This window comes from Pseudomonas sp. Irchel 3H7, from assembly GCF_900187605.1.
GTDB lineage: Bacteria > Pseudomonadota > Gammaproteobacteria > Pseudomonadales > Pseudomonadaceae > Aquipseudomonas.
Window position 1 is genome coordinate 3,258 of sequence record NZ_FYEA01000021.1, and the last position, 25,501, is coordinate 28,758.

The window sequence follows — 25,501 nt, forward strand, 5'->3', positions numbered from 1 at the left end:
AAGGCTCGCGGTATCACCATCAACACCGCACACGTTGAGTACAACTCGAAGATCCGTCACTACGCTCACGTTGACTGCCCAGGTCACGCTGACTATGTGAAGAACATGATCACCGGTGCTGCTCAAATGGACGGCGCTATTCTGGTTTGCTCGGCCGCTGATGGTCCGATGCCACAAACCCGTGAGCACATCCTGCTGTCCCGTCAGGTTGGCGTTCCGTACATCGTGGTTTTCCTGAACAAGGCTGACCTGGTAGACGACGCTGAGCTGCTGGAACTGGTTGAGATGGAAGTTCGCGACCTGCTGTCCACCTATGACTTCCCAGGTGACGATACTCCGATCATCATCGGTTCGGCTCGTATGGCTCTGGAAGGCAAAGACGACAACGAGATGGGCACCACTGCCGTCAAGAAACTGGTTGAAACTCTGGATAGCTACATCCCAGAACCAGTGCGTGTAACCGACAAGCCGTTCCTGATGCCAATCGAAGACGTATTCTCGATCTCGGGTCGCGGTACTGTTGTGACCGGTCGTATCGAGCGCGGTATCGTTCGCGTTCAAGATCCGCTGGAAATCGTTGGTCTGCGTGACACCACCGTTACTACTTGCACCGGTGTTGAAATGTTCCGCAAGCTGCTCGACGAAGGTCGTGCTGGCGAGAACTGCGGCGTTCTGCTGCGTGGCACCAAGCGTGACGACGTTGAGCGTGGTCAGGTTCTGGTTAAGCCGGGTTCGGTTAAGCCGCACACCAAGTTCACTGCAGAGGTTTATGTTCTGAGCAAGGAAGAAGGCGGTCGTCATACTCCGTTCTTCAAAGGCTACCGTCCACAGTTCTACTTCCGTACTACTGACGTGACTGGTAATTGCGAGTTGCCAGAAGGCGTTGAAATGGTAATGCCAGGTGATAACATTCAGATGACTGTTACCCTGATCAAAACCATCGCAATGGAAGATGGTCTGCGCTTCGCTATCCGTGAAGGCGGTCGTACCGTCGGCGCCGGTGTCGTAGCTAAAATCATCGAGTAAGTAGTTGTAATGTATTTTTCGGGCCGGCATAATGGTCGGCCTGATTTTGTTTTAGGTCAGTAGCTCAATTGGCAGAGCGACGGTCTCCAAAACCGTAGGTTGGGGGTTCGATTCCCTCCTGACCTGCCAGATTCACTTGGTGTGTCTGGCTTTCTTTTCACAGGATCTTCAAAGATGACTCCTAAAGCTGAAGCTCAAGGCTCTCGCTTCGATCTGCTCAAGTGGCTTGTAGTTGTCGCTTTGGTGGTTGTTGGCGTTGTTGGCAATCAGTATTACTCTGCTTCGCCGATCCTGTACCGTGTACTCGCCTTGCTTGTCATTGCTGCTGTAGCTGCCTTTGTAGGCCTGCAGACTGCGAAGGGCAAGTCTTTCTTTGTACTGGTTAAGGAAGCTCGCACCGAGATTCGTAAAGTCGTTTGGCCAACTCGCCAAGAAACCACGCAGACCACCCTTATTGTGGTGGCTGTTGTTCTTGTTATGGCGTTGCTGTTGTGGGGTCTTGACTCCCTGCTCGGCTGGCTTGTTTCCTTGATTGTCGGCTAAGGGTGTCCCGTGGCTAAGCGTTGGTATGTTGTGCATGCTTACTCGGGTTACGAGAAGCATGTGATGCGCTCGCTGGTCGAGCGCGTAAAGCTGGCTGGCATGGAAGATGGCTTCGGCGAGATTCTGGTTCCCACTGAAGAAGTGGTTGAAATGCGTAACGGCCAGAAGCGCAAAAGCGAGCGTAAGTTCTTTCCAGGCTACGTGCTGGTTCAGATGGATATGAACGAGGGTACTTGGCACTTGGTCAAGGATACTCCTCGGGTGATGGGTTTCATTGGCGGTACCGCTGATAAGCCTGCACCAATCACCGATAAAGAGGCAGAAGCAATTCTGCGTCGTGTTGCTGATGGTAGCGACAAGCCGAAGCCGAAGACTCTCTTTGAGCCAGGTGAAACGGTGCGAGTCAATGACGGTCCATTTGCTGATTTCAATGGCGTTGTTGAAGAAGTTAACTACGAAAAGAGCCGGATCCAAGTGGCTGTGCTTATTTTCGGTCGCTCTACCCCGGTAGAGTTGGAGTTCAGTCAGGTCGAAAAGGTCTAGCTGAACAAGCATCCCAACCCCGCAGCCCTAGGCTGTGGGGTTTTGTCGTCACTGGGATAAACGCGCAAGTAACCGGGGAGCCTTTCGAGGCGATCGAACCCGTAATTGGAGTGCCTCATGGCCAAAAAAATTACCGCTTACATCAAGCTGCAAGTGAAGGCCGCTCAGGCTAACCCAAGCCCACCTGTTGGTCCTGCTCTGGGTCAACACGGCGTGAACATCATGGAATTCTGCAAGGCTTTCAATGCCCGTACTCAGGGTCTTGAAGCAGGTCTGCCGACTCCAGTGATCATCACTGTCTACAGCGACCGTAGCTTCACTTTTGAAACAAAATCCACCCCTGCTTCGGTTCTGCTGAAGAAAGCGGCCGGTCTGACCAGCGGTTCCGCTCGTCCGAACACCGTTAAGGTTGGCACTGTTACCCGTGCTCAGCTGGAAGAAATCGCGAAAACCAAAAACGCGGATCTGACTGCAGCTGATATGGATGCAGCCGTGCGTACTATCGCCGGTTCTGCTCGTAGCATGGGCCTTAACGTGGAGGGTGTGTAATGGCTAAGCTGACCAAGCGTCAAAAGGCTATCGCCGGCAAAATCGAAGCAGGCAAGGCCTACAACATTGTAGACGCCGCTGCCCTGTTGGCCGAGCTGTCGACTGTCAAGTTCAGCGAGTCGTTTGACGTTGCTGTGAACCTGGGTGTAGACCCGCGTAAATCCGACCAGGTTGTTCGTAGCGCTACTGTGCTGCCACACGGCACTGGCAAGACTGTTCGCGTTGCTGTGTTCACCCAGGGTCCAGCTGCCGAGGCCGCTCTGGCTGCCGGCGCTGACCGTGTAGGTATGGACGACCTGGCTGCCGAAATGAAAGGCGGCGACCTGAACTATGACGTAGTGATCGCATCCCCGGATGCCATGCGCGTTGTAGGTCAACTGGGCCAGATCCTTGGTCCGCGCGGTCTGATGCCTAACCCTAAGGTTGGTACCGTAACTCCAGATGTAGCGACTGCGGTCAAGAATGCTAAAGCTGGTCAGGTTCGTTATCGCACCGACAAAAACGGCATCATTCACACTTCCGTTGGCAAGATGGGCTTCGATGCCGTCAAGCTGAAGGAAAACGTTGAAGCCCTGATCGCTGATCTGAAGCGTATCAAGCCAGCTTCCTCGAAAGGTATCTACGTCAAGCGCGTTACCCTGAGCACCACTATGGGCCCAGGTCTGGTTATCGACCAGAGCTCGCTGGACGCTTAAGACAAAAATTGGCGCGACTATTCGCGCCAGTTGAAATATTGGGGTCCCTGCCTGGCGGGGGCTATCCAAGACCGTAGGCGACGCAAGTCTTAAACCACCAGCCTACGCAGATGGTGCTCCCGGTTCCTTACCGAATCAGACACCAAAACGACATTCGGTTTCGATCGAATGAAACGGTAACAAGCAGGAGTTAAACCCGTGGCAATTAATCTCGAAGACAAGAAGGCCATCGTCGCTGAAGTCAACGAGGCTGCCAAAGTCGCTCTGTCCGCTGTCGTGGTTGATGCCCGTGGCGTAACAGTAGGCGCAATGACCGGACTCCGTAAAGAGGCTCGTGAAGCTGGCGTTTACGTACGTGTTGTACGTAACACCCTGCTCAAGCGCGCTGTTGCTGACACTGAATACAGTGTTCTCAACGACGTGTTCACCGGCCCGACCTTGATCGCATTCTCCAACGAACACCCGGGCGCTGCTGCTCGTCTGTTCAAAGAGTTCGCTAAAGGTCAGGACAAGTTCGAGATCAAGGCAGCTGCGTTCGAGGGCAAGTTCCTCGCAGCTAATCAGATCGACGTTCTGGCAAGCCTGCCGACCCGTGACGAAGCAATTTCCCAGCTGATGAGCGTGATTCAAGGCGCTACCAGCAAATTGGCTCGTACTCTGGCGGCACTTCGCGACCAGAAAGAAGCTGCTGCAGCCTGAGGCTGAGCGTTTCCTCTCTCGCGTATTTTTGTTTATTTCGATGGCCTCCAGGCTATCCCCCAATTCAGGAAATAAGTCATGTCTCTGACTAACGAACAAATCATCGACGCAATCGGCGAAAAATCGGTTCTGGAAATCGTTGAGCTGATCAAGGCAATGGAAGAGAAGTTCGGCGTATCCGCTGCCGCTGCTTCTGCTGGTCCAGCTGCTGCTGCCGCTGTTGTTGAAGAGCAAACCGAGTTCAACGTTGTTCTGCTGGAAGCTGGCGAGAAGAAGGTTAACGTGATCAAGGCAGTTCGTGAACTGACTGGTCTGGGCCTGAAAGAAGCCAAAGAGAAAGTAGACGGCGCTCCTCAGGTTGTAGCTGAAGGCGTTTCGAAAGAAGCGGCTGAAGACGCTAAGAAGAAGCTGGAAGAAGCAGGCGCTAAAGTCGAGCTGAAATAAGTATCGACTTTGCTCCTCCAGCCCGAGCGTCAAGCGACAGGCTGATGGCTGGTGGCTCTTGCCACCGGCCTTTTTCCGTTATTGGCAGCCGACTGGGTCGGTGCTGATAAAGGCGCTGTAACCACCCGATGCGGTGGCGCAAACCATGGGGTTTGCACGATTTTCTGGCTGCTCCCGTCGGGAGGGGCCAAACAAGCAGGTGACCAAGCTGGGGAACGCTGATGGCTTACTCATATACTGAGAAAAAACGTATCCGCAAGGACTTTAGCAAGTTGCCGGACGTCATGGATGTGCCTTACCTCCTGGCCATCCAGCTGGATTCGTATCGTGAATTCTTGCAAGCGGGAGCGACTAAAGATCAGTTCCGCGACGTGGGCCTGCATGCGGCCTTCAAATCCGTTTTCCCGATCATCAGCTACTCCGGCAATGCTGCGCTGGAGTACGTCGGTTATCGCTTGGGCGAACCGGCATTTGATGTCAAAGAATGCGTATTGCGCGGTGTAACTTTCGCCGTACCTTTGCGGGTAAAAGTGCGCCTGATCATTTTCGACAAAGAATCGTCGAACAAAGCGATCAAGGACATCAAAGAGCAAGAAGTCTACATGGGTGAAATCCCCCTGATGACTGAGAACGGTACCTTTGTAATCAATGGTACCGAGCGTGTAATCGTTTCCCAGCTGCACCGTTCCCCGGGCGTGTTCTTCGACCACGACCGCGGCAAGACGCATAGCTCCGGCAAACTGCTGTACTCCGCGCGCATCATTCCTTACCGCGGTTCGTGGCTGGACTTCGAGTTCGACCCGAAAGACTGCGTGTTCGTGCGTATTGACCGTCGCCGCAAGCTGCCGGCATCGGTACTGCTGCGCGCGCTCGGCTATACCACTGAAGAAGTGCTGGACGCTTTCTACACCACCAACGTTTTCCACCTGAGCGGCGAAACCCTCAGCCTGGAACTGATTGCTTCGCGTCTGCGTGGTGAAATTGCGGTTCTGGACATTCAGGACGAGAAGGGCAAGGTGATTGTTGAGGCGGGCCGCCGTATTACCGCGCGCCACATCAACCAGATCGAAAAAGCCGGCATCAAGACTCTGGAAGTACCCCTGGACTACGTCCTCGGTCGTACTACCGCCAAGGTCATCGTGCACCCGGCTACCGGCGAAATCCTGGCAGAGTGCAACACCGAACTGAACACCGAAGTCCTGGCAAAAATTGCCAAATCCGGCGTTGTTCGCATCGAAACTCTGTACACCAACGACATCGACTGCGGTCCGTTCGTTTCTGACACGCTGAAGATTGACTCCACCAGCAACCAATTGGAAGCGCTGGTCGAGATCTATCGCATGATGCGTCCAGGCGAGCCGCCAACCAAAGACGCTGCCGAAACCCTGTTCAACAACCTGTTCTTCAGCCCTGAGCGCTATGACCTGTCTGCGGTCGGCCGGATGAAGTTCAACCGTCGTATCGGTCGTACCGAGATCGAAGGTTCGGGCGTGCTGTGCAAGGAAGACATCGTCGCGGTACTGAAGACTCTGGTCGACATCCGTAACGGTAAAGGCATCGTCGATGACATCGACCACCTGGGTAACCGTCGTGTTCGCTGCGTAGGCGAAATGGCCGAGAACCAGTTCCGCGTTGGCCTGGTACGTGTTGAGCGTGCGGTCAAAGAGCGTCTGTCGATGGCTGAAAGCGAAGGCCTGATGCCGCAAGACCTGATCAATGCCAAGCCGGTGGCTGCGGCGGTGAAAGAGTTCTTCGGTTCCAGCCAGCTCTCGCAGTTTATGGACCAGAACAACCCGCTGTCCGAGATCACCCACAAGCGTCGTGTCTCTGCACTCGGCCCTGGCGGTCTGACTCGTGAGCGCGCAGGCTTTGAAGTTCGTGACGTACACCCGACTCACTACGGTCGTGTTTGCCCGATTGAAACGCCGGAAGGTCCGAACATCGGTCTGATCAACTCCCTGGCTGCGTACGCTCGCACCAACCAGTACGGCTTCCTGGAAAGCCCGTACCGCGTGGTGAAAGAGGGTGTGGTCACCGACGAGATCGTGTTCCTGTCCGCTATTGAAGAAGCCGATCACGTGATCGCGCAGGCTTCGGCGACCATGAACGACCAGAAAGTCCTGATCGACGAACTGGTAGCCGTACGTCACCTGAACGAATTCACCGTTAAGGCGCCTGAAGAAGTCACCTTGATGGACGTTTCGCCGAAACAGGTAGTTTCGGTTGCAGCGTCGCTGATTCCGTTCCTTGAGCACGACGACGCCAACCGTGCGTTGATGGGTTCGAACATGCAGCGTCAAGCTGTACCAACCCTGCGCGCTGACAAGCCGCTGGTAGGTACTGGCATGGAGCGTAACGTAGCCCGTGACTCCGGCGTTTGCGTCGTGGCTCGTCGTGGCGGCGTGATCGATTCCGTCGACGCCAGCCGTATCGTGGTTCGTGTTGCTGATGACGAAGTTGAAACCGGCGAAGCTGGTGTCGACATCTACAACCTGACCAAATACACCCGCTCGAACCAGAACACCTGCATCAACCAGCGTCCGCTGGTGAGCAAGGGTGATCGTGTTCAGCGTAGCGACATCATGGCCGACGGCCCGTCCACCGACATGGGTGAACTGGCACTGGGTCAGAACATGCGCATCGCGTTCATGGCATGGAACGGCTTCAACTTCGAAGACTCCATCTGCCTGTCCGAACGTGTTGTTCAAGAAGACCGCTTCACCACGATCCACATTCAGGAACTGACCTGTGTGGCCCGTGACACCAAGCTTGGGCCTGAAGAGATCACTGCGGACATCCCTAACGTGGGTGAAGCTGCACTGAACAAACTGGACGAAGCCGGTATCGTTTACGTAGGTGCTGAAGTTGGCGCAGGCGACATCCTGGTCGGTAAGGTCACTCCGAAAGGCGAGACCCAACTGACTCCGGAAGAAAAACTGCTGCGTGCAATCTTCGGTGAAAAAGCCAGCGACGTTAAAGACACTTCCCTGCGCGTACCTACCGGTACCAAAGGTACTGTTATCGACGTACAGGTCTTCACCCGCGACGGCGTTGAGCGTGATGCTCGTGCACTGTCGATCGAGAAGACTCAACTCGACGAGATCCGCAAGGATCTGAACGAAGAGTTCCGTATCGTTGAGGGCGCGACCTTCGAACGTCTGCGTTCCGCTCTGGTAGGCCACAAGGCTGAAGGCGGCGCAGGTCTGAAGAAAGGTCAGGACATCACCGACGAAGTGCTCGACGGTCTTGAGCATGGTCAGTGGTTCAAACTGCGCATGGCTGAAGATGCTCTGAACGAGCAGCTCGAGAAGGCTCAGGCCTACATCGTTGATCGCCGCCGTCTGCTGGACGACAAGTTCGAAGACAAGAAGCGCAAACTGCAGCAGGGCGATGACCTGGCTCCAGGCGTGCTGAAAATCGTCAAGGTTTACCTGGCAATCCGTCGTCGCATCCAGCCGGGCGACAAGATGGCCGGTCGTCACGGTAACAAAGGTGTGGTCTCCGTGATCATGCCGGTTGAAGACATGCCGCACGATGCCAATGGCACCCCGGTCGACGTCGTCCTCAACCCACTGGGCGTACCTTCGCGTATGAACGTTGGTCAGATCCTTGAAACCCACCTGGGCCTCGCAGCCAAGGGTCTGGGCGAGAAGATCAACCGGATGATCGAAGAGCAGCGTAAAGTCGCTGAACTGCGTACCTTCCTGGACGAGATCTACAACCAGATCGGCGGTCGTAACGAAGATCTGGACAGCTTCTCCGATCAGGAAATCCTGGATCTGGCGAAGAACCTGCGTGGCGGTGTTCCAATGGCCACTCCAGTGTTCGACGGCGCCAAGGAAAGCGAAATCAAGGCCATGCTGAAACTGGCAGACCTGCCGGAAAGCGGCCAGATGCAGCTGACTGACGGCCGTACCGGCAACAAGTTCGAGCGTCCAGTTACCGTTGGCTACATGTACATGCTGAAGCTGAACCACTTGGTAGACGACAAGATGCACGCGCGTTCTACCGGTTCGTACAGCCTGGTTACCCAGCAGCCGCTGGGTGGTAAGGCACAGTTCGGTGGTCAGCGTTTCGGGGAGATGGAGGTCTGGGCACTGGAAGCATACGGTGCTGCTTACACTCTGCAAGAAATGCTCACAGTGAAGTCGGACGATGTGAACGGCCGTACCAAGATGTACAAAAACATCGTGGATGGCGATCACCGTATGGAGCCGGGCATGCCCGAGTCCTTCAACGTGTTGATCAAGGAAATTCGTTCCCTCGGCATCGATATCGATCTGGAAACCGAATAACACGTGACGCGAATCGAGAGCGGGGCAGGATTGCCCGCTCTCTGCTCCGCCAGGAGGAAAGGCCTTGAAAGACCTACTGAATTTGCTGAAAAACCAGGGTCAAGTCGAAGAGTTCGACGCCATCCGTATCGGATTGGCCTCGCCTGAGATGATCCGCTCATGGTCGTTCGGTGAAGTTAAAAAGCCGGAAACCATCAACTACCGTACGTTCAAACCTGAACGTGATGGCCTGTTCTGCGCCAAGATCTTTGGCCCGGTAAAGGATTACGAGTGCCTGTGCGGTAAGTACAAGCGCTTGAAGCACCGTGGTGTGATCTGCGAGAAGTGCGGCGTTGAAGTTGCGCTGGCCAAGGTTCGTCGTGAGCGCATGGCGCACATCGAACTGGCTTCGCCGGTTGCCCACATCTGGTTCCTGAAATCGCTGCCGTCCCGTATCGGCTTGCTGATGGACATGACCCTGCGTGATATCGAACGCGTTCTCTACTTCGAGAGCTATGTCGTTATCGATCCAGGCATGACCACCCTTGAAAAAGGTCAGCTGCTGAATGACGAGCAGTACTTCGAAGCGCTGGAAGAGTTCGGTGACGACTTCGACGCCCGTATGGGTGCTGAAGCTGTTCGTGAACTGCTGCACGCTATCGACCTGGAACACGAGATTGGCCGTCTGCGCGAAGAAATTCCGCAAACCAACTCTGAAACCAAGATCAAGAAGCTGTCCAAGCGTCTGAAGTTGATGGAAGCCTTCCAGGGTTCCGGCAACTTGCCAGAGTGGATGGTGCTGACCGTTCTGCCGGTTCTGCCGCCAGATCTGCGTCCACTGGTCCCGCTGGACGGTGGTCGTTTCGCGACTTCCGACCTCAACGATCTGTATCGTCGAGTGATCAACCGTAACAACCGTTTGAAGCGCCTGCTGGATCTGTCCGCTCCGGACATCATCGTGCGCAACGAAAAGCGTATGTTGCAGGAAGCTGTCGATGCTCTGCTCGACAACGGTCGTCGTGGCCGCGCTATCACCGGTTCGAACAAGCGTCCTCTGAAATCCCTGGCTGACATGATCAAGGGTAAGCAAGGTCGTTTCCGTCAGAACTTGCTCGGTAAGCGTGTTGACTACTCCGGTCGTTCGGTAATTACCGTAGGCCCGACCCTGCGTCTGCACCAGTGCGGTCTGCCGAAGAAGATGGCTCTCGAGCTGTTCAAGCCGTTCATTTTCGGCAAGCTCGAAATGCGTGGTCTCGCGACCACCATCAAAGCGGCCAAGAAAATGGTCGAGCGCGAACTGCCAGAGGTTTGGGACGTTCTCGCTGAAGTGATTCGCGAACACCCGGTTCTTCTCAACCGTGCACCGACCCTTCACCGTCTGGGTATCCAGGCGTTTGAACCGGTACTGATTGAAGGTAAGGCTATCCAGCTGCACCCTCTGGTCTGCGCCGCGTACAACGCCGACTTCGACGGCGACCAAATGGCCGTGCACGTACCGCTGACTCTGGAAGCCCAGTTGGAAGCGCGTGCGTTGATGATGTCGACCAACAACATTCTGTCGCCAGCCAACGGTGAGCCAATCATCGTTCCGTCGCAGGACGTTGTATTGGGTCTGTACTACATGACTCGTGAAGCGATCAACGCCAAGGGCGAAGGTCGTGTGTTCGCGGATCTGCAGGAAGTTGACCGTGTGTTCCGTGCCGGCGAAGCCGCACTGCACGCCAAGGTTAAAGTACGTATCAACGAAACCGTCAACGACCGTGACGGCAACAGCGTGAGCGGTACCCGTATCGTCGACACCACTGTCGGCCGTGCGCTGCTGTTCCAGGTTGTGCCAAAAGGCCTGTCGTACGACGTCGTCAACCTGCCGATGAAGAAAAAGGCGATCTCCAAGCTGATCAACCAGTGCTACCGCGTGGTTGGTCTGAAAGAGACCGTGATCTTCGCTGACCAGTTGATGTACACCGGTTTCGCTTACTCGACCATCTCCGGCGTTTCCATCGGTGTTAACGACTTCGTTATCCCGGACGAGAAAGCCCGCATCATCGGTGCTGCCACCGACGAAGTGAAAGAGATCGAGAGCCAGTACGCCTCCGGCCTGGTAACCCAGGGCGAGAAGTACAACAAAGTGATCGACCTTTGGTCGAAAGCGAACGACGAAGTTTCCAAGGCAATGATGGCCAACCTCTCGAAAGAGAAGGTTATCGACCGTCACGGCGTTGAAGTCGATCAAGAGTCGTTCAACTCGATGTACATGATGGCCGACTCGGGTGCGCGGGGTTCCGCAGCACAGATTCGTCAGCTGGCCGGTATGCGTGGTCTGATGGCCAAACCGGACGGTTCCATCATTGAAACGCCGATTACTGCGAACTTCCGTGAAGGTTTGAGCGTACTTCAGTACTTCATCTCGACTCACGGTGCTCGTAAAGGTCTGGCGGATACCGCGTTGAAAACTGCGAACTCCGGTTACCTGACTCGTCGTCTGGTAGACGTGGCGCAGGATCTGGTTGTAACCGAGATCGATTGCGGCACCGAACACGGTCTGCTGATGACTCCGCACATTGAAGGCGGTGACGTTGTAGAGCCGTTGGGTGAGCGCGTATTGGGTCGTGTTATTGCCCGTGACGTATTCAAGCCAGGCACCGAGGACGTTATCGTTCCAGCCGGTACTCTGGTAGACGAGAAGTGGGTCGAGTTCATCGAGCTGAACAGCATCGACGAAGTGATCGTGCGTTCGCCGATCAGTTGCGAAACCCGCTATGGCATTTGCGCCAAGTGCTATGGCCGTGACTTGGCTCGTGGTCACCAGGTGAACATCGGTGAAGCGGTCGGCGTTATCGCTGCCCAGTCCATCGGTGAGCCGGGTACCCAGCTGACGATGCGTACGTTCCACATCGGTGGTGCGGCAAGCCGTACTTCCGCAGCCGACAGCGTTCAGGTGAAGAATGGCGGTACCGTCCGTCTGCACAACCTGAAGCACGTTGAGCGAGTGGATGGTCACCTGGTTGCTGTGTCCCGTTCCGGTGAGCTGGCCATCGCTGATGACTTCGGTCGTGAGCGTGAGCGTTACAAGCTGCCGTACGGTGCTGTGATTTCGGTTAAAGAAGGTGACAAGGTCGACGCTGGCGCAATCGTGGCCAAGTGGGATCCGCACACTCACCCAATCGTTACCGAAATGAAAGGTACCGTGACCTACGTGGGCATGGAAGAAGGCATCACGATCAAGCGTCAGACTGACGAATTGACCGGTATGACCAACATTGAAGTCCTCGACGCGAAAGATCGTCCAGCTGCGGGCAAAGAAATCCGTCCGGCAGTGAAGATGGTCGACGACAACGGCAAGGATCTGTTGCTGCCAGGCACTGACGTTATCGCTCAGTACTTCCTGCCAGCCAACGCCCTGGTCGGTGTGGCTGACGGTGCGAAGATCGCGATCGGTGATGTTATCGCGCGTATCCCGCAAGAAACTTCGAAGACTCGTGACATCACCGGTGGTCTGCCGCGTGTTGCCGACTTGTTCGAAGCTCGTCGTCCGAAAGAAGCGTCGATTCTGGCTGAAGTCAGCGGCACCATCGCGTTCGGTAAAGAAACCAAAGGCAAGCGCCGTCTGGTTATTACCCCGAACGACGGTACCGATCCGTACGAAGAGCTGATTCCGAAGTGGCGTCACCTGAACGTCTTCGAAGGCGAACAGGTAAACCGCGGCGAAGTTATCTCCGACGGTCCAAGCGATCCGCACGACATCCTGCGTCTGCTGGGTGTGAGCGCGTTGGCCAAGTACATCGTCAACGAGATCCAGGACGTTTACCGTCTGCAAGGCGTGAAGATCAACGACAAGCACATCGAGACCATCCTGCGTCAGATGCTGCGTAAAGTTGAAATCGCTGAATCCGGCGATTCGAGTTTCATCAAGGGCGACCAGATGGAACTGACTCACGTACTGGTAGAAAACGAGCGTTTGGGCGGCGAAGACAAGTTCGTCTCCAAATACACTCGCGTTCTGCTGGGTATCACCAAGGCGTCGTTGTCCACCGAATCGTTCATCTCGGCGGCTTCCTTCCAGGAAACCACTCGTGTACTGACCGAAGCGGCAGTCACCGGCAAGCGCGACTACCTGCGCGGCCTGAAAGAAAACGTTGTCGTGGGTCGTCTGATCCCGGCAGGTACCGGCCTGGCATATCACAGCGAGCGCAAGCGTCGTCGTGAAGCAGACAAGCCGCTGCGCGTAAGCGCCAGTGAAGTGGAAGCTGCACTGACCGAAGCGCTGAACTCGAGCGGTAACTGAGTTCTGCGATAAATGAGCGTAAGGCCCTGGTCGCTCCGTTCATCGAATCGAGACAATTTGTCGAGGTTCGAGGGGCGGGGAGGTCGGGGCCTTGCCTTGACTGGGGACAAGATCCTCTTTAGACTCTTGATCCCCTAAATTTGGCGGGAATTCGTTCCTGCCATTTTGCTTTTCTTGCAAGACAATAGCGTCGCAAGACAACAGTGGAGCTAGTAGATGGCAACTATCAACCAGCTGGTACGTCAGCCGCGTAAGCGTATCGTCGAGAAATCCGACGTACCTGCGCTGCAGAACTGCCCGCAACGTCGTGGCGTGTGCACCCGTGTGTACACCACTACGCCGAAAAAACCTAACTCGGCACTGCGTAAAGTATGCCGTGTGCGCCTGACCAACGGTTTCGAGGTTTCCTCGTACATCGGTGGTGAAGGTCACAACCTGCAAGAGCACAGCGTGGTACTGATCCGCGGCGGTCGTGTAAAAGACTTGCCAGGTGTTCGTTACCACACCGTTCGCGGCTCCTTGGATACTTCCGGCGTTAAAGGTCGTAACCAGGGTCGTTCGAAGTACGGTACCAAACGTCCGAAGTAATCGGCCGTTTTGCAGATTTTCATTTTATTGAGTCGATAAGAGTAAGGTCGGGCACGCATCCATTGGATCTGTCCCGAGCTAACCTGAAGACCGCTTGAGGGCTTATCATGCCAAGACGTCGCGTAGCAGCAAAGCGTGAGATTCTGGACGATCCGAAATACGGAAGCCAGATCCTCGCCAAATTCATGAACCACGTTATGGAAAGCGGCAAGAAAGCCGTTGCCGAGCGTATCGTTTATGGTGCCCTGGAAACCGTTGCGACCCGTAAGGCTGGCACCGATCCCCTGGAACTCTTCGAAAAAGCACTCGACGCCATCGCTCCGCTGGTCGAAGTGAAGTCGCGCCGCGTTGGTGGTGCTACTTACCAGGTTCCGGTCGAGGTTCGTCCTTCCCGTCGTAACGCTCTGGCAATGCGCTGGTTGGTAGACTTCGCCCGTAAGCGTGGCGAGAAGTCTATGGCTCTGCGTTTGGCTGGCGAACTGCTGGATGCTGCTGAAGGTAAAGGTGCTGCTGTTAAGAAGCGTGAAGACGTGCACCGTATGGCTGAAGCTAACAAAGCTTTCTCGCACTACCGCTTCTAATTTTAGCTTCACTAATTTTGCGAGGGCTTTATGGCTCGTACTACTCCGATTAGCCGCTACCGTAACATCGGTATCGTCGCTCACGTGGATGCTGGTAAAACCACCACCACCGAGCGCGTCCTTTTTTACACCGGCAAAAGTCACAAAATGGGCGAGGTGCATGACGGCGCCGCGACCACAGACTGGATGGTTCAGGAGCAGGAGCGTGGTATTACCATTACTTCTGCTGCTATTACCGCCTTCTGGAAAGGTTCCGAGAAGCAGTACAAAGACGAGCATCGCTTCAACGTAATCGATACCCCGGGCCACGTTGACTTCACTATTGAAGTTGAACGCTCCCTGCGCGTACTCGACGGCGCTGTCGTTGTGTTCTGCGGTACTTCGGGTGTTGAGCCTCAGTCGGAAACCGTATGGCGTCAAGCCAACAAGTACGGTGTTCCACGTCTTGTTTACGTAAACAAGATGGACCGTGCTGGCGCCAACTTCCTGCGCGTGATCGGTCAGATCAAGCAGCGTCTGGGTCACACTCCGGTGCCAATCCAGTTGGCTATCGGTTCCGAAGACAACTTCCAGGGTCAGATCGATCTGATCAACATGCAAGCTGTCTACTGGAACGACTCTGACAAAGGTATGGTCCCTGTTCGCAAGGACATTCCTGCTGAGCTGCAAGAGCTGGCTGAAGAGTGGCGCAACAACATGGTTGAGGCTGCTGCCGAAGCCAACGAAGAGCTGATGAACAAGTACCTGGAAGGCGAAGAGCTGTCGATCGTAGAGATCAAAGCTGCTTTGCGTCAGCGTACTATCGCCGGCGAAATCGTACTGGCTGTTTGCGGTTCTTCGTTCAAGAACAAGGGTGTTCCCCTGGTTCTCGACGCCGTTATCGACTTCCTGCCTGCGCCAACCGACATTCCTGCTATCAAGGGTACTGACCCGGATAACGAGGAAATCGAGCTGGAGCGTCATGCAGACGATGCGGAGCCGTTCTCGGCTCTGGCGTTCAAGATCGCTACCGACCCATTCGTGGGTACCTTGACCTTCGTCCGCGTTTACTCGGGCGTGTTGAACTCCGGCGACGGCGTGATCAACTCGGTTAAAGGCAAAAAAGAGCGCGTGGGTCGTATGGTGCAAATGCACGCAAACGCCCGTGAAGAGATCAAGGAAGTGCGCGCTGGTGACATCGCGGCCCTGATCGGCATGAAGGACGTCACCACTGGTGAAACCCTCTGCAACGCTGACAAGCCAATCATTCTGGTTCGCATGGACTTCCCGGAGCCGGTTATTTCGGTTGCCGTAGAGCCTAAGACCAAGGATGACCAGGAAAAAATGGGTATCGCTCTGGGCAAACTTGCTCAGGAAGACCCGTCTTTCCGCGTTAAAACTGATGAAGAGACTGGTCAAACGATCATCTCCGGCATGGGCGAGCTGCACCTGGACATCCTGGTTGACCGGATGCGCCGTGAGTTCAACGTCGAAGCCAACATCGGCAAGCCTCAGGTTTCGTATCGTGAGCGCATCACGAAGAACTGTGAAATCGAAGGCAAGTTCGTTCGTCAATCCGGTGGTCGCGGCCAGTTTGGTCACTGCTGGATTCGTTTTGCTCCTGCTGACGAAGGTCAGGAAGGTCTGCAATTCGTGAACGAAGTTGTAGGTGGTGTGGTTCCTAAGGAATACATCCCGGCTATCCAGAAAGGTATCGAAGAGCAGATGAAGAACGGCGTTGTTGCCGGCTATCCGCTGATCGGCCTGAAGGCTACCGTGTTCGATGGTTCTTACCACGACGTCGACTCCAACGAGATGGCGTTTAAAGTGGCTGCCTCCATGGCGACCAAGCAACTGGCCCAGAAGGGCGGTGGTGAGTTGCTTGAGCCGATCATGGCTGTAGAGGTTGTTACGCCTGAAGACTATATGGGTGATGTGATGGGCGACCTTAACCGTCGTCGCGGCATGATCCAGGGTATGGAAGACACAGTGTCCGGCAAGGTTATCCGTGCCGAGGTTCCACTGGGTGAGATGTTCGGTTATGCGACCGACGTTCGTTCCATGTCCCAGGGTCGCGCAAGCTACTCTATGGAATTCAAAAAATACGATACGGCTCCGTCGCACATCGTCGAATCCGTAACCAAAAAACAAGGCTGATTCAGCCCCTTTAGGCTAGGAGTTAATTGTCGTGGCTAAAGAAAAATTTGATCGTTCCCTACCGCACGTCAACGTTGGCACCATCGGTCACGTTGACCACGGTAAAACCACTCTGACTGCTGCTCTGACTCGCGTTTGCTCCGAAGTTTTCGGTTCCGCAATCGTTGACTTCGACAAGATCGACAGCGCACCGGAAGAGAAGGCTCGCGGTATCACCATCAACACCGCACACGTTGAGTACAACTCGAAGATCCGTCACTACGCTCACGTTGACTGCCCAGGTCACGCTGACTATGTGAAGAACATGATCACCGGTGCTGCTCAAATGGACGGCGCTATTCTGGTTTGCTCGGCCGCTGATGGTCCGATGCCACAAACCCGTGAGCACATCCTGCTGTCCCGTCAGGTTGGCGTTCCGTACATCGTGGTTTTCCTGAACAAGGCTGACCTGGTAGACGACGCTGAGCTGCTGGAACTGGTTGAGATGGAAGTTCGCGACCTGCTGTCCACCTATGACTTCCCTGGCGACGATACTCCGATCATCATCGGTTCGGCTCGTATGGCTCTGGAAGGCAAAGACGACAACGAGATGGGCACCACTGCCGTCAAGAAGCTGGTTGAAACTCTGGACAGCTACATCCCAGAACCAGTGCGTGTAACCGACAAGCCGTTCCTGATGCCAATCGAAGACGTATTCTCGATCTCGGGTCGCGGTACTGTTGTGACCGGTCGTATCGAGCGCGGTATCGTTCGCGTTCAAGATCCGCTGGAAATCGTTGGTCTGCGTGACACCACCGTTACTACTTGCACCGGTGTTGAAATGTTCCGCAAGCTGCTCGACGAAGGTCGTGCTGGCGAGAACTGCGGCGTTCTGCTGCGTGGCACCAAGCGTGACGACGTTGAGCGTGGTCAGGTTCTGGTTAAGCCAGGTTCGGTTAAGCCGCACACCACTTTCACCGCAGAAGTTTACGTTCTGAGCAAGGAAGAAGGCGGCCGTCATACTCCGTTCTTCAAAGGCTACCGTCCACAGTTCTACTTCCGTACTACTGACGTGACTGGTAACTGCGAGCTGCCAGAAGGCGTTGAAATGGTAATGCCAGGTGACAACATTCAGATGACTGTTACCCTGATCAAAACCATCGCAATGGAAGATGGTCTGCGTTTCGCTATCCGTGAAGGCGGTCGTACCGTCGGCGCTGGTGTCGTAGCCAAAATCATCGCGTAATTCTCTTTTATAGAGATTGCTTGATGATGTGAAAAAGCCCCCGCTCAGCGGGGGCTTTTTTATTGGGTTGACACCTATCTGGGGCGTCTATAGAATTGCGCCTCCTTTTAACGGGCGTATTGCGCTCGGTGGGAATAGCAGCCGGAGTCTGAAATCCAATGCAAAATCAGCAAATCCGTATCAGGTTGAAGGCTTTTGACCATCGCCTGATCGACCAATCAACCCAGGAAATCGTGGAAACCGCGAAACGTACTGGTGCTCAAGTGCGTGGTCCAATTCCACTGCCTACCCGTAAAGAGCGGTTTACCGTTCTGGTTTCTCCGCACGTCAACAAAGACGCGCGCGACCAGTACGAAATCCGCACTCATAAGCGCGTTCTGGATATCGTCCAGCCAACGGATAAAACCGTTGATGCACTTATGAAGCTTGATCTTGCGGCCGGTGTGGAAGTGCAGATCAGCCTCGGCTAAGACTCGGTCTTAGTCGTGTAACGCTCTGAAATGGGCGGCCATAGCGGGTGAAAGCCCCGTACACTCATGAGGTTTACAACATGACTATTGGTGTAGTCGGTCGTAAATGCGGTATGACCCGTATTTTCACCGAAGAAGGTGTCTCCATTCCGGTCACGGTCATTGAGATCGAACCGAATCGCGTCACCCAGTTCAAAACTGAAGAGACCGATGGCTATCGTGCAGTGCAAGTCACTGTCGGCGAGCGTCGTGCTTCGCGTGTAACAGCAGCTCAGGCTGGCCACTTCGCCAAGGCGAACGTTGCCGCTGGTCGCACCACCATGGAATTCCGTCTTGAAGAAGGCGAGTACCAGGCTGGCGATCTGATCAACGCTGAAATCTTCGCCGCTGGTCAACTGGTTGATGTAACCGGTCAGTCCAAGGGTAAAGGCTTCCAGGGTACGATCAAGCGTTGGAATTTCCGCGGGCAAGATAACACCCACGGTAACTCCGTATCCCACCGCGTCCCAGGCTCTATCGGCCAGTGCCAGACTCCTGGTCGTGTATTCAAGGGCAAAAAAATGTCCGGTCATATGGGCGCTGAGCGCGTGACCGTGCAGTCCCTGGAAGTAGTGCGCGTGGACGCTGAACGCAATCTGTTGTTGGTCAAGGGTGCTGTTCCTGGCGCTACTGGCGGCAACCTGGTTGTACGTCCAGCAGCCAAGGCTCGCGGTTAAGGGGAAGCTGACATGCAATTAAATGTAAATGACGCTCAAGCGATCGAAGTTTCCGAACTGACGTTTGGCGGCGAGTTCAATGAGACGCTGGTTCACCAAGCAGTCGTGGCCTACATGGCCGGCGGCCGTCAAGGTACCAAGCAGCAAAAGACCCGTTCCGACGTTCGTGGTGGCGGCAAGCGCCCATGGCGTCAGAAAGGTACTGGCCGTGCTCGTGCCGGTACTATCCGTAGCCCAATCTGGCGTGGCGGCGGTACCACTTTCGCAGCTCGTCCACAGGATCACTCCCAGAAGCTGAACAAGAAGATGTATCGCGCAGCAATGCGTTCCATCCTTGCTGAGCTGGTGCGTACTGATCGTCTGGTCGTGGTTCAGGATTTCGCTGTTGAAACTCCGAAAACCAAAGACCTGCTGGGCAAGCTGAACAACATGAGCCTGAGCGACGTTTTGATCGTGTCGGACGCTGTTGATCAGAACCTGTACCTGGCTGCTCGTAACCTGCCGCACGTAGATGTACGTGACGTTCAAGGTTCCGATCCAGTTAGTCTGATCGCATACGACAAGGTGTTGATCACCGTGTCGGCCGTGAAGAAATTCGAGGAGCTGCTGGGATGAACCAGGAACGCGTATTTAAAGTTCTGCTTGGCCCGCACGTTTCCGAGAAGGCTACGGTTCTGGCAGACAAGAAAGGCCAGTTCGTTTTCAAGGTTGCTACTGATGCAACCAAGCTGGAAATCAAGAAGGCCGTCGAAAGCCTGTTCAGCGTGAAAGTAGAGCGCGTCACTACCCTGAACGTTCTGGGTAAGAGCAAGCGCACTGCTCGCGGTCTGGGCAAGCGTAATGACTGGAAGAAGGCAGTTATCTCCCTTCAGCCAGGCCAAGATCTCGATTTCAGCAGCAGTGCTGAGTAAGGAAGGGGTGCATCATGGCAATCGTTAAATGCAAACCGACTTCCCCTGGCCGCCGTTTTGTGGTCAAGGTGGTCAACCAGGAGCTGCATAAAGGCGCTCCTCACGCACCGCTGCTCGAGAAAAAATCGAAGACTGGTGGTCGTAACAACAATGGCCGTATTACCACGCGTCACATCGGTGGTGGTCATAAGCAGCATTATCGTATGGTCGATTTCCGTCGCAACGACAAAGATGGCATCGTCGCCACTGTCGAGCGTATCGAATACGATCCAAACCGTACTGCTCACATCGCACTGCTCTGCTACGCAGACGGCGAGCGCCGCTACATCATCGCCCCTAAAGGCGTGAGTGCTGGCGACCAGCTGATCGCAGGCGCTCTGGCTCCAATCAAGCCAGGCAACGCTCTGCAACTGCGCAACATTCCAGTGGGTTCTACTGTACACGGCATCGAACTGAAGCCAGGTAAAGGCGCACAGATCGCTCGTTCCGCTGGTGCTTCGGCTCAGCTGATCGCTCGTGAAGGTGTGTACGTTACCCTGCGTCTGCGTTCCGGTGAAATGCGTAAAGTCCTGGCTGAATGCCGTGCGACCCTGGGCGAAGTCTCGAACTCCGAGCATAGCCTGCGTTCGCTGGGTAAAGCTGGTGCCAAACGCTGGCGTGGCGTTCGCCCAACCGTTCGTGGTGTTGCCATGAACCCGGTTGACCACCCACATGGTGGTGGTGAAGGTCGTACCTCTGGTGGTCGTCATCCGGTATCGCCATGGGGCTTCCCGACTAAGGGCGCGAAGACTCGTGGTAATAAGCGTACCGACAAAATGATCGTCCGTCGTCGCAAGTAAATAGAGGGATACGACAGTGCCACGTTCTCTGAAAAAAGGTCCTTTTATTGATCTTCACCTACTGAAGAAGATCGAAGTGGCGGCGGAAAAGAACGATCGCAAACCAATTAAGACTTGGTCGCGTCGTTCGATGATCCTGCCACAGATGGTCGGTCTGACCATCGCCGTACATAACGGTCGTCAGCACGTCCCAGTTCTCGTGAACGAAGACATGGTCGGCCATAAACTGGGCGAGTTCGCCGGTACCCGCACTTATCGTGGGCACGTGGCTGACAAGAAAGCCAAGCGTTAAGGGGTTAGGAAATGGAAGTAGCCGCTAAGTTGTCGGGCGCTCGAATCTCCGCCCAGAAAGCCCGCTTGGTCGCCGACCAGATCCGCGGGAAGAAGGTGGGCGAAGCGCTCAACTTGTTGGCTTTCAGCAGTAAGAAAGCCGCCGAGATCATGAAGAAAGTGCTGGAGTCGGCCGTAGCCAACGCCGAGCATAACGAAGGCGCAGACGTTGATGACCTGAAGGTCAGCACCGTTTTCGTCAACGAAGGGCGTTCGCTGAAGCGCATCATGCCACGTGCCAAAGGCCGTGCTGATCGCATCGTCAAGCGGTCTTGCCATATCACTGTCAAGGTTGCTGACAAGTAACGGAGTCGAAGAGATGGGTCAGAAAGTACATCCCATTGGCATTCGCCTGGGAATCGTCAAGGAGCACACCTCCGTCTGGTACGCAGACGGTCGGACTTATGCGGACTATTTGTTCGCAGATCTGAAAGTGCGTGAGTATCTCCAAGACAAACTAAAAAGCGCGTCCGTAAGCCGTATCGATATCCATCGTCCGGCCCAAACTGCACGTATCACCATCCACACCGCTCGCCCAGGTATCGTTATCGGGAAGAAAGGTGAAGATGTTGAGAAACTGCGTCAGGACCTGACCAAGCAAATGGGTGTGCCTGTGCACATCAATATCGAAGAGATCCGCAAGCCGGAACTCGACGGTATGCTGGTTGCGCAGAGCGTAGCTCAGCAGCTGGAGCGTCGTGTAATGTTCCGTCGCGCTATGAAGCGCGCCGTTCAGAACGCCATGCGCATTGGTGCCAAAGGCATCAAAATCCAAGTGAGCGGTCGTCTCGGCGGTGCTGAAATCGCACGTACTGAATGGTATCGCGAAGGTCGTGTGCCATTGCACACCCTGCGTGCCGACATCGACTATGCCAACTACGAAGCTCACACCACTTATGGTGTGATCGGTGTAAAGGTTTGGATCTTCAAAGGCGAAGTAATTGGTGGTCGCCAAGAAGAGCTGAAACCACAAGCACCAGCGCCTCGTAAAAAAGCTGCTAAGTAAGGGGTACGCCAAATGTTGCAACCTAAGCGTACGAAGTTCCGCAAGCAGATGACAGGCCACAACCGTGGTCTGGCTCAGCGCGGTAGCAAAGTCAGCTTCGGCGAGTTCGCGCTGAAGTCTGTAGCTCGTGGTCGTCTCACCGCTCGTCAGATCGAGTCAGCGCGTCGTGCTCTGACCCGTCACGTTAAACGTGGCGGCAAGATCTGGATCCGTGTATTCCCGGACAAGCCTATTTCCAAGAAGCCACTCGAAGTTCGGATGGGTAAAGGTAAGGGTAGTGTGGAGTACTGGGTTGCCCAGATTCAGCCAGGCAAAGTCCTGTATGAAATCGAGGGTGTTTCTGAAGAGCTGGCGCGTGAGGCTTTTGCCCTGGCTGCTGCAAAGCTGCCGCTCGCCACCGCCTTTGTTAAACGGACGGTGATGTGATGAAAGCGAATGAACTTCGTGAAAAATCCGCACAGCAGCTGAACGAGCAACTGCTCGGCTTGCTGCGCGACCAGTTCAATCTGCGTATGCAGAAAGCAACTGGCCAGTTGGGGCAGTCTCATCTGCTCTCGCAAGTTAAGCGTGACATCGCTCGCGTGAAGACTGTGCTCAACCAGCAGGCAGGTAAGTAATCATGGCTGAAGCCGAAAAAACTGTCCGTACGCTGACTGGCCGTGTTGTCAGCGACAAGATGGACAAAACCATCACCGTACTGATCGAGCGTCGCGTTAAGCACCCGATCTACGGTAAATACGTTAAGCGTTCGACTAAGCTGCACGCGCACGACGAAACCAATCAGTGCCACATCGGCGACAAAGTCACTATTCGTGAAACTCGTCCTTTGGCCAAGACCAAGTCTTGGGCGCTGGTTGATGTTCTCGAACGCGCTGTGGAAGTCTAAGGACTAGGGGTCGGAGAAATTATATGATTCAGACTCAATCCATGCTCGATGTGGCCGATAACAGCGGCGCTCGCCGCGTTATGTGCATCAAGGTGCTGGGTGGCTCCCATCGTCGTTACGCTGGTATCGGTGACATCATCAAAGTTACCGTGAAGGAAGCAATTCCTCGCGGTAAAGTGAAAAAAGGCCAAGTGATGACTGCTGTTGTAGTCCGCACTCGTCACGGCGTACGTCGTGCTGATGGCTCCATTATCCGCTTTGATGGCAACGCTGCTGTTCTTCTGAACAACAAGCAAGAGCCGATCGGCACCCGTATCTTTGGGCCAGTGACCCGTGAACTTCGTACTGAGAAGTTCATGAAGATCGTCTCGCTCGCCCCAGAAGTGCTGTAAGGAGATCCGACATGCAAAAGATTCGTCGTGACGACGAGATCATCGTGATCGCCGGCAAAGACAAAGGTAAGCGCGGTAAGGTGCTTAAGGTTCTTGCTAATAACCGTCTGGTTATTGGTGGTCTGAACCTGGTTAAGCGTCATACCAAGCCTAACCCGATGTCGGGCGTGCAAGGCGGTATCGTCGAAAAAGAAGCTCCACTGGACGCTTCTAACGTCGCCATTTTCAACGGCGAAACCAACAAGGCTGACCGCGTTGGTTTCAAAGTAGAAGACGGCAAGAAAATTCGTGTCTTCAAGTCGACCCAAAAAGCGGTTGATGCTTGAACACTGCTAGGTAGAAGACCATGGCACGACTAAAAGAGATTTACTGGAAGGAAATCGCACCGAAGCTTAAGGAAGAACTTAAGCTTTCGAACGTGATGGAAGTTCCACGCGTTACAAAAATCACCCTGAACATGGGTCTGGGCGAAGCTGTTGGTGACAAGAAAGTCATCGAGCATGCTGTTGCTGACCTGGAAAAGATCACCGGCCAAAAAGTCGTTGTGACCTACGCTCGTAAATCCATCGCTGGCTTTAAAGTCCGTGAAGGATGGCCGATCGGCGTCAAGGTGACCCTGCGCCGTGAGCGTATGTATGAGTTCCTGGATCGTCTGCTGTCGATCTCCCTGCCTCGGGTTCGCGACTTCCGCGGCCTGAATGCCAAGTCCTTTGATGGTCGTGGTAACTACAGCATGGGCGTAAAAGAGCAGATCATTTTCCCGGAAATCGACTACGACAAGATCGATGCTCTCCGCGGTCTGGACATTACCCTGACCACCACTGCCAAGAACGATGATGAAGGCCGCGCTCTGCTGCGTGCTTTCAAATTCCCGTTCCGCAACTGATTGGAGTAGGAAAATGGCCAAGAAGAGCATGAAGAACCGTGAGCTGAAGCGTCAGCTCACTGTTGCCAAGTACGCCACCAAGCGTGCAGCGCTGAAAGCTATCATCGTCGATCTGAACGCAAGTCCAGAAGCGCGTTGGGAAGCTACCGTAGCTCTGCAGAAGCAACCACGTGACGCAAGCGCTGCGCGCATGCGTAACCGTTGCCGCCTGACTGGTCGTCCGCACGGCGTTTACCGCAAGTTCGGCCTCGGCCGTAACAAGCTGCGTGAAGCTGCAATGCGTGGTGACGTACCAGGCCTGGTTAAAGCCAGCTGGTAATTGTTGTCAAAGTCTCGATGTTCGGGTTCGCAAGAACCTGACCATCGGTGGCCTTGAATCTGAATCAAGCCCCTTTTGGGGCTTGATTCATTTCTGGGGTGTGTCTAGAATGACCGGCTCGCCTGAGCCCGTGTTTTTCATGCCCGGAAGTTCTCGGCGACAAGTAGTAGCCGCAAGGCTAATTTTTCTGTATTAGGAGCGTCTAGCCCATGAGTATGCAGGACCCGTTAGCGGACATGCTAACTCGAATCCGTAATGCCCAGATGGCTGAAAAGTCTGTCGTAAGCATGCCGTCTTCCACGCTGAAGGTGGCTGTAGCAAAAGTCCTGAAGGACGAAGGTTACATCGCGGATTTTCAGATCACCACCGACGCTAAGCCGTCGTTGTCCATCGAGCTGAAGTACTTCGAAGGCCGTCCGGTTATCGAAGAAGTGAAGCGCGTTAGTCGTCCAGGCCTGCGTCAGTACAAGTCCGTTGAAGATCTGCCGAAAGTTCGTGGCGGTCTTGGCGTGTCTATCGTCTCCACCAACAAAGGTGTGATGACGGATCGTGCTGCGCGCGCTGCCGGTGTCGGCGGCGAAGTTCTTTGCACTGTGTTCTAAGGGGGGATAAGCATGTCTCGCGTCGCTAAGAACCCCGTTAAGCTGCCAGCCGGTGTCGAAGTAAAATTCGCAGGCCAACAGCTTTCGGTGAAGGGTGCCAAGGGTACTCTTGAACTGAACATCCATTCGTCCGTTGAGATCGTTGAAGAAGCTGGTGAGCTGCGTTTCGCTGCTCGCAATGGCGATCAACAAACTCGCGCAATGGCCGGTACCACGCGTGCGTTGGTAAACAACATGGTCCAAGGCGTAAGCCAAGGCTTCGAGCGCAAGCTCCAGCTGGTCGGTGTTGGTTACAAGGCGCAAGCAAAAGGCACGGTTTTGAACCTGGCCCTTGGCTTCTCGCACCCAGTGGATTACGAACTGCCGGAAGGCATCACCGCTGAGACTCCTAGCCAGACCGATATCCTGATCAAGGGCATCGATAAGCAGCTGGTAGGTCAAGTGGCCGCTGAGATCCGCGACTTCCGTCCACCAGAGCCGTACAAAGGCAAAGGTGTGCGCTACGCGGACGAAGTCGTCCGTCGTAAAGAAGCCAAGAAGAAGTAGGGCATAGCAA

The 25,501-nt window shown here is 54.8% G+C and carries 30 protein-coding genes and 1 tRNA gene; all 31 read left to right on the top strand.

Going from position 1 to position 25,501, the window contains the following annotated elements:
- A partial coding sequence (gene tuf, locus CKW38_RS27980) for an elongation factor Tu (RefSeq protein ID WP_064121020.1) occupies positions 1-1,026 on the top strand: 1,026 nt, incomplete at its 5' end.
- A gap of 53 nt (positions 1,027-1,079) precedes the next feature.
- A tRNA-Trp gene (locus CKW38_RS27985) sits at positions 1,080-1,155 on the top strand.
- A gap of 45 nt (positions 1,156-1,200) precedes the next feature.
- Complete coding sequence (gene secE / locus CKW38_RS27990; protein WP_007916493.1) at positions 1,201-1,569, top strand: preprotein translocase subunit SecE; 369 nt, start codon at positions 1,201-1,203, stop codon at positions 1,567-1,569.
- A 9-nt stretch (positions 1,570-1,578) separates the two neighbouring features.
- Complete coding sequence (gene nusG / locus CKW38_RS27995) at positions 1,579-2,112, top strand: transcription termination/antitermination protein NusG (RefSeq protein ID WP_007916492.1); 534 nt, start codon at positions 1,579-1,581, stop codon at positions 2,110-2,112.
- Positions 2,113-2,229: 117 nt separating this feature from the next.
- On the top strand, positions 2,230-2,661 hold the full coding sequence (gene rplK / locus CKW38_RS28000) for a 50S ribosomal protein L11 (RefSeq protein WP_003228756.1): 432 nt from the start codon (positions 2,230-2,232) through the stop codon (positions 2,659-2,661).
- Positions 2,661-3,356 carry a 50S ribosomal protein L1 gene (rplA, locus tag CKW38_RS28005; protein ID WP_007916481.1) on the top strand — a complete coding sequence of 232 codons (696 nt, stop codon included), beginning with the start codon at positions 2,661-2,663 and terminating at the stop codon, positions 3,354-3,356. Before rplK ends, rplA begins: the two co-directional genes overlap by 1 nt.
- Before the next feature lie 198 nt (positions 3,357-3,554).
- Complete coding sequence (gene rplJ, locus CKW38_RS28010; protein WP_007916479.1) at positions 3,555-4,055, top strand: 50S ribosomal protein L10; 501 nt, start codon at positions 3,555-3,557, stop codon at positions 4,053-4,055.
- A 78-nt stretch (positions 4,056-4,133) separates the two neighbouring features.
- A complete protein-coding gene (gene rplL, locus CKW38_RS28015; protein WP_007916477.1) occupies positions 4,134-4,499 on the top strand; it encodes a 50S ribosomal protein L7/L12 in 366 nt (121 codons plus the stop codon).
- Between the two features lie 221 nt (positions 4,500-4,720).
- Positions 4,721-8,794: a DNA-directed RNA polymerase subunit beta gene (rpoB, locus tag CKW38_RS28020; RefSeq protein WP_007950180.1), complete on the top strand. Its 4,074-nt coding sequence runs from the start codon at positions 4,721-4,723 to the stop codon at positions 8,792-8,794.
- Between the two features lie 64 nt (positions 8,795-8,858).
- Positions 8,859-13,058, top strand: coding sequence for a DNA-directed RNA polymerase subunit beta' (gene rpoC / locus CKW38_RS28025; RefSeq protein WP_007916472.1), 4,200 nt, complete (start codon positions 8,859-8,861; stop codon positions 13,056-13,058).
- Between the two features lie 216 nt (positions 13,059-13,274).
- Positions 13,275-13,646 carry a 30S ribosomal protein S12 gene (gene rpsL / locus CKW38_RS28030; RefSeq protein ID WP_003186084.1) on the top strand — a complete coding sequence of 124 codons (372 nt, stop codon included), beginning with the start codon at positions 13,275-13,277 and terminating at the stop codon, positions 13,644-13,646.
- A 107-nt stretch (positions 13,647-13,753) separates the two neighbouring features.
- Entirely contained in the window at positions 13,754-14,227 is a 474-nt protein-coding gene (gene rpsG / locus CKW38_RS28035) for a 30S ribosomal protein S7 (protein ID WP_007916467.1), read from the top strand.
- A 30-nt stretch (positions 14,228-14,257) separates the two neighbouring features.
- A complete protein-coding gene (fusA, locus tag CKW38_RS28040; RefSeq protein ID WP_007950179.1) occupies positions 14,258-16,363 on the top strand; it encodes an elongation factor G in 2,106 nt (701 codons plus the stop codon).
- 31 nt (positions 16,364-16,394) lie between these two features.
- Positions 16,395-17,588, top strand: coding sequence for an elongation factor Tu (gene tuf, locus CKW38_RS28045; protein ID WP_007918472.1), 1,194 nt, complete (start codon positions 16,395-16,397; stop codon positions 17,586-17,588).
- Positions 17,589-17,746: 158 nt separating this feature from the next.
- A complete protein-coding gene (gene rpsJ, locus CKW38_RS28050; RefSeq protein ID WP_003186070.1) occupies positions 17,747-18,058 on the top strand; it encodes a 30S ribosomal protein S10 in 312 nt (103 codons plus the stop codon).
- 80 nt (positions 18,059-18,138) lie between these two features.
- Complete coding sequence (gene rplC, locus CKW38_RS28055; RefSeq protein WP_003228738.1) at positions 18,139-18,774, top strand: 50S ribosomal protein L3; 636 nt, start codon at positions 18,139-18,141, stop codon at positions 18,772-18,774.
- A gap of 12 nt (positions 18,775-18,786) precedes the next feature.
- The gene (gene rplD, locus CKW38_RS28060) at positions 18,787-19,389 is read left to right on the top strand and encodes a 50S ribosomal protein L4 (protein WP_095114415.1); all 603 of its coding nucleotides are present in this window, start codon (positions 18,787-18,789) and stop codon (positions 19,387-19,389) included.
- The gene (rplW, locus tag CKW38_RS28065) at positions 19,386-19,685 is read left to right on the top strand and encodes a 50S ribosomal protein L23 (protein ID WP_002555488.1); all 300 of its coding nucleotides are present in this window, start codon (positions 19,386-19,388) and stop codon (positions 19,683-19,685) included. The genes rplD and rplW overlap by 4 nt, the downstream gene beginning before the upstream one ends.
- Positions 19,686-19,699: 14 nt before the next feature.
- The gene (gene rplB, locus CKW38_RS28070; protein ID WP_003228734.1) at positions 19,700-20,524 is read left to right on the top strand and encodes a 50S ribosomal protein L2; all 825 of its coding nucleotides are present in this window, start codon (positions 19,700-19,702) and stop codon (positions 20,522-20,524) included.
- Between the two features lie 16 nt (positions 20,525-20,540).
- Entirely contained in the window at positions 20,541-20,816 is a 276-nt protein-coding gene (gene rpsS / locus CKW38_RS28075; RefSeq protein ID WP_003228731.1) for a 30S ribosomal protein S19, read from the top strand.
- 11 nt (positions 20,817-20,827) lie between these two features.
- Positions 20,828-21,160: a 50S ribosomal protein L22 gene (gene rplV, locus CKW38_RS28080; RefSeq protein ID WP_003103908.1), complete on the top strand. Its 333-nt coding sequence runs from the start codon at positions 20,828-20,830 to the stop codon at positions 21,158-21,160.
- A 13-nt stretch (positions 21,161-21,173) separates the two neighbouring features.
- Positions 21,174-21,860: a 30S ribosomal protein S3 gene (gene rpsC / locus CKW38_RS28085; protein WP_003176422.1), complete on the top strand. Its 687-nt coding sequence runs from the start codon at positions 21,174-21,176 to the stop codon at positions 21,858-21,860.
- A gap of 12 nt (positions 21,861-21,872) precedes the next feature.
- Positions 21,873-22,286 carry a 50S ribosomal protein L16 gene (gene rplP, locus CKW38_RS28090; protein WP_007896757.1) on the top strand — a complete coding sequence of 138 codons (414 nt, stop codon included), beginning with the start codon at positions 21,873-21,875 and terminating at the stop codon, positions 22,284-22,286.
- On the top strand, positions 22,286-22,477 hold the full coding sequence (gene rpmC / locus CKW38_RS28095; protein ID WP_002555481.1) for a 50S ribosomal protein L29: 192 nt from the start codon (positions 22,286-22,288) through the stop codon (positions 22,475-22,477). Before rplP ends, rpmC begins: the two co-directional genes overlap by 1 nt.
- A 2-nt stretch (positions 22,478-22,479) precedes the next feature.
- On the top strand, positions 22,480-22,746 hold the full coding sequence (gene rpsQ, locus CKW38_RS28100; RefSeq protein ID WP_003176419.1) for a 30S ribosomal protein S17: 267 nt from the start codon (positions 22,480-22,482) through the stop codon (positions 22,744-22,746).
- Positions 22,747-22,769: 23 nt separating this feature from the next.
- The gene (gene rplN / locus CKW38_RS28105) at positions 22,770-23,138 is read left to right on the top strand and encodes a 50S ribosomal protein L14 (protein WP_002555479.1); all 369 of its coding nucleotides are present in this window, start codon (positions 22,770-22,772) and stop codon (positions 23,136-23,138) included.
- Between the two features lie 11 nt (positions 23,139-23,149).
- A complete protein-coding gene (gene rplX / locus CKW38_RS28110; RefSeq protein ID WP_003176416.1) occupies positions 23,150-23,464 on the top strand; it encodes a 50S ribosomal protein L24 in 315 nt (104 codons plus the stop codon).
- 20 nt (positions 23,465-23,484) lie between these two features.
- Entirely contained in the window at positions 23,485-24,024 is a 540-nt protein-coding gene (gene rplE, locus CKW38_RS28115; protein ID WP_003176415.1) for a 50S ribosomal protein L5, read from the top strand.
- 13 nt (positions 24,025-24,037) lie between these two features.
- Positions 24,038-24,343 carry a 30S ribosomal protein S14 gene (gene rpsN / locus CKW38_RS28120; protein ID WP_007918460.1) on the top strand — a complete coding sequence of 102 codons (306 nt, stop codon included), beginning with the start codon at positions 24,038-24,040 and terminating at the stop codon, positions 24,341-24,343.
- A gap of 209 nt (positions 24,344-24,552) precedes the next feature.
- Positions 24,553-24,945: a 30S ribosomal protein S8 gene (rpsH, locus tag CKW38_RS28125; protein WP_007918458.1), complete on the top strand. Its 393-nt coding sequence runs from the start codon at positions 24,553-24,555 to the stop codon at positions 24,943-24,945.
- A 12-nt stretch (positions 24,946-24,957) separates the two neighbouring features.
- Positions 24,958-25,491 (top strand): 50S ribosomal protein L6, encoded by a 534-nt coding sequence (rplF, locus tag CKW38_RS28130; RefSeq protein ID WP_003176412.1) that lies wholly within the window; start codon positions 24,958-24,960, stop codon positions 25,489-25,491.
- Positions 25,492-25,501 lie beyond the last annotated feature (10 nt).

Coding starts and splice junctions, on each gene's coding strand:
- secE (WP_007916493.1), top strand. CDS start 1,201: ATGACTCCTAAAGCTGAAGCTCAAGGCTCTCGCTTCGATCTGCTCAAG.
- rplK (WP_003228756.1), top strand. CDS start 2,230: ATGGCCAAAAAAATTACCGCTTACATCAAGCTGCAAGTGAAGGCCGCT.
- rplA (WP_007916481.1), top strand. CDS start 2,661: ATGGCTAAGCTGACCAAGCGTCAAAAGGCTATCGCCGGCAAAATCGAA.
- rplL (WP_007916477.1), top strand. CDS start 4,134: ATGTCTCTGACTAACGAACAAATCATCGACGCAATCGGCGAAAAATCG.
- rpoB (WP_007950180.1), top strand. CDS start 4,721: ATGGCTTACTCATATACTGAGAAAAAACGTATCCGCAAGGACTTTAGC.
- rpsL (WP_003186084.1), top strand. CDS start 13,275: ATGGCAACTATCAACCAGCTGGTACGTCAGCCGCGTAAGCGTATCGTC.
- rpsG (WP_007916467.1), top strand. CDS start 13,754: ATGCCAAGACGTCGCGTAGCAGCAAAGCGTGAGATTCTGGACGATCCG.
- fusA (WP_007950179.1), top strand. CDS start 14,258: ATGGCTCGTACTACTCCGATTAGCCGCTACCGTAACATCGGTATCGTC.
- rpsJ (WP_003186070.1), top strand. CDS start 17,747: ATGCAAAATCAGCAAATCCGTATCAGGTTGAAGGCTTTTGACCATCGC.
- rplC (WP_003228738.1), top strand. CDS start 18,139: ATGACTATTGGTGTAGTCGGTCGTAAATGCGGTATGACCCGTATTTTC.
- rplD (WP_095114415.1), top strand. CDS start 18,787: ATGCAATTAAATGTAAATGACGCTCAAGCGATCGAAGTTTCCGAACTG.
- rplW (WP_002555488.1), top strand. CDS start 19,386: ATGAACCAGGAACGCGTATTTAAAGTTCTGCTTGGCCCGCACGTTTCC.
- rplB (WP_003228734.1), top strand. CDS start 19,700: ATGGCAATCGTTAAATGCAAACCGACTTCCCCTGGCCGCCGTTTTGTG.
- rplV (WP_003103908.1), top strand. CDS start 20,828: ATGGAAGTAGCCGCTAAGTTGTCGGGCGCTCGAATCTCCGCCCAGAAA.
- rpsC (WP_003176422.1), top strand. CDS start 21,174: ATGGGTCAGAAAGTACATCCCATTGGCATTCGCCTGGGAATCGTCAAG.
- rplP (WP_007896757.1), top strand. CDS start 21,873: ATGTTGCAACCTAAGCGTACGAAGTTCCGCAAGCAGATGACAGGCCAC.
- rpmC (WP_002555481.1), top strand. CDS start 22,286: ATGAAAGCGAATGAACTTCGTGAAAAATCCGCACAGCAGCTGAACGAG.
- rpsQ (WP_003176419.1), top strand. CDS start 22,480: ATGGCTGAAGCCGAAAAAACTGTCCGTACGCTGACTGGCCGTGTTGTC.
- rplN (WP_002555479.1), top strand. CDS start 22,770: ATGATTCAGACTCAATCCATGCTCGATGTGGCCGATAACAGCGGCGCT.
- rplX (WP_003176416.1), top strand. CDS start 23,150: ATGCAAAAGATTCGTCGTGACGACGAGATCATCGTGATCGCCGGCAAA.
- rplE (WP_003176415.1), top strand. CDS start 23,485: ATGGCACGACTAAAAGAGATTTACTGGAAGGAAATCGCACCGAAGCTT.
- rpsN (WP_007918460.1), top strand. CDS start 24,038: ATGGCCAAGAAGAGCATGAAGAACCGTGAGCTGAAGCGTCAGCTCACT.
- rpsH (WP_007918458.1), top strand. CDS start 24,553: ATGAGTATGCAGGACCCGTTAGCGGACATGCTAACTCGAATCCGTAAT.
- rplF (WP_003176412.1), top strand. CDS start 24,958: ATGTCTCGCGTCGCTAAGAACCCCGTTAAGCTGCCAGCCGGTGTCGAA.